The organism is Lentiprolixibacter sp. (genome assembly GCF_982873095.1).
The window spans coordinates 1-2,316 of the sequence record NZ_CEYNTP010000335.1 but is presented as its reverse complement, the minus strand read 5'-3'; the positions used below and the strand labels follow the sequence as shown (position 1 = coordinate 2,316).

At 44.0% G+C, this 2,316-nt stretch carries 2 protein-coding genes and 2 pseudogenes; 2 read left to right on the top strand and 2 right to left on the bottom strand.

Annotated elements, in window-relative coordinates; genetic code table 11:
* Together AC4E7D_RS14070 and AC4E7D_RS14065 are read right to left on the bottom strand one after the other, a co-directional pair.
* Window positions 1-454: pseudogene (locus AC4E7D_RS14070) on the bottom strand (adenylate/guanylate cyclase domain-containing protein); the annotation flags it as partial.
* A gap of 28 nt (window positions 455-482) precedes the next feature.
* Entirely contained in the window at window positions 483-917 is a 435-nt protein-coding gene (locus AC4E7D_RS14065; protein WP_490174408.1) for a hypothetical protein, read from the bottom strand.
* 207 nt (window positions 918-1,124) lie between these two features.
* Between AC4E7D_RS14065 and AC4E7D_RS14060 the strand changes: the two genes are divergently transcribed.
* On the top strand, window positions 1,125-1,715 hold the full coding sequence (locus tag AC4E7D_RS14060; protein ID WP_490174407.1) for a Pycsar system effector family protein: 591 nt from the start codon (window positions 1,125-1,127) through the stop codon (window positions 1,713-1,715).
* Window positions 1,716-1,798: 83 nt separating this feature from the next.
* A pseudogene (locus AC4E7D_RS14055) lies at window positions 1,799-2,316 on the top strand (hypothetical protein); the annotation flags it as partial.

The window sequence follows — 2,316 nt, the reverse complement described above, 5'->3', positions numbered from 1 at the left end:
GAATCCCCTTGCGGTAATAGCTCTGGGCATTTTTTGAGTTTTCCATGGCTGCGTAGGTGTCGCCAATGGAAACCATTAGGGACCCGATTCCACGCTGATCATCCGTTCCCTCCGCAAATTCGAGGCTCTTTAAATAGGATGTAAGGGCCGCTACGTTATCGCCTTTAAATTGGAGCGCATTGCCCTTTTCCAAATACCCTTTATACAGAAAATACGATGAGGAATCCTGAGCTGCCTTCTGGATCAGTAGTTCGGAATAGCCAAGTTTTGTATCCGGATTGGTCTCTTCCCCTGCGATAATTTCCAGAATATCCCGTTCATCCCCCTGGTAAGCGCCCGATTGATAGACAGCAATAAGACTATCAGCCAGTTTCTGATCCTGAAAAGCAAAACCTGAACTTAAAGCAAAACAAAAAAAGCCTACAAATAAATAGGCTTTTCCAATGACTGACATTTTGATTTCGTTTACGTCAAGGTACAAATTATTTCATTTTAAGCCTTGGATCAACTGTAAATGATTTAGGCTTTCCATCAGCACCGGTAAAACTAAAAGAAACAGAATATGTTTCTTCAGCAGTAGGTGGATTGGGTGGTGATCCTTTTACGCGAGCTGTGACCACACCATCATTTGGATTACCAATTGATTGCAGAATATCTGCGGGACTATCACCCTTTTTTGTAACAGCTGTTACGGATACCGTTGTGCTCCCATTCTGAGCACTAGCTGACCATGATATTTGTGCTCCGCGATGCACAGAAGATACATAGGTGCTGGGACTTCCAGGAGTTTCTGGTGGATCCGGATCTGCCGGATCAGTTTGATTATCAGAAAAGGTGACTTTTTCATCTTTGTTGCTTTCTGTTATTGCTGCCGTATCAACACTTAGATAGACCTCGGTATTGTTTGGATTTGCCATTTTGTTGGTTTTTATGATTCCTGGTCAACTTAAGAAATAATTTGAGCTGTGTGTAAGTTTTTTCGGATAAACCCTCTGATTTTCTGTCCGAATCACAGCATATATTTACCGAAGCGCTTGAAGACCATCAGTTATCGGGCAAATGATTATCTTAGGTGGGGTTTCATTTAGTGGGATCATACCTTTATCTTATAAAACCAACCGACCATGAAAGAAGACAAAACAGAGGCAATAGATCCCTTAGCGGCAGCTGAAAACGAAAAACCAATTGAATCCCTGGGGCACAGGGAGGAACTGGTAGACCATTACTGGGGCAGCATCAATTATGTGTTTTCGCTGATCAGGGCCTCGGAGATAAAGGCCGGTCTTATCCTTTCCTTTTACGGGATCCTGCTGAACCTGATTTACCAAAACATTGGGATGGTGATAAGTGGAGCCGAAGGCGGGCATCTGCTTATTTATCTTCCCCTCGGGCTATGGGTGCTGTGTACAGTGGCCTCCATCTATTACAGTATCCGCTGTTTTATGCCCAGGATGGAAACCCGATTCGAAAAAAACATTTTTTTCTTCAAGGATGTCATTTCTAAATTCGGGGGCATACGAAAATTCTCAAAGACCTTCTACAGGATCAGCCTTAATGAAGAAGAACTTTTTGATCAGCTGGGGCAACAAATATTTATCAATTCCAAAATCGCCAACATTAAGTTCGAGTATGTAAACCGCTCTATTTATTCCCTGGCGCTAAGCCTTGTTATGCTGTTTATTGTTGGGGTCTGGTTTATGATCATTAGCCTGTAAGGGCATTCCTATTACAATAATCACTATCTTATCTTCTGAGGAAACATCTTGGAATATTTCCCCGGAAACCTAAGTAGTGTATCATGAAAAATTCCGTTTTACTTTTTGCTTGTAGTGTAATTTTCTCTTGGACAATTTATGCACAACAACCGGCTCCCCTGCCCAACGGGATGGATTGGGTGCCTGATCGGGAAGATGTTCAGGCCGGGACTCTATCCGTGCCCGAAAACCACGACGCCCCTGAAGAAAGGAAGATCCAGATAGCCTACGTGGTATTAAAGGCGAAGGATACAGTAGCTCCGGAATATCCATTGATTTTCTTCTCAGGAGGCCCCGGTGGGAATACCCTGGTACCGGGTTTGGTAAACTTCCTGCTTGAGCATCCCTTCCGGGAGGCACGCGATATTATTCTATTTGACCAGCGCGGCATTGGCTACTCCTCTGCCCTGCCGGATATGTCCTTTGAAGCCTTTGATATCATGGCGAAAGACGCTGACGTAGAGAAGGAACTGGCTCTTACACAGACCATGATACAGAGGTATAAGGAAAAGTGTGAGGCTGCAGGCATTCAGCCGCAATACTATAACAGCTTCCAGAACGC

Excerpts from the sequence above, each read along its gene's own strand:
- AC4E7D_RS14065 (WP_490174408.1), bottom strand. The coding sequence starts at position 917 with ATGGCAAATCCAAACAATACCGAGGTCTATCTAAGTGTTGATACGGCA.
- AC4E7D_RS14060 (WP_490174407.1), top strand. The coding sequence starts at position 1,125 with ATGAAAGAAGACAAAACAGAGGCAATAGATCCCTTAGCGGCAGCTGAA.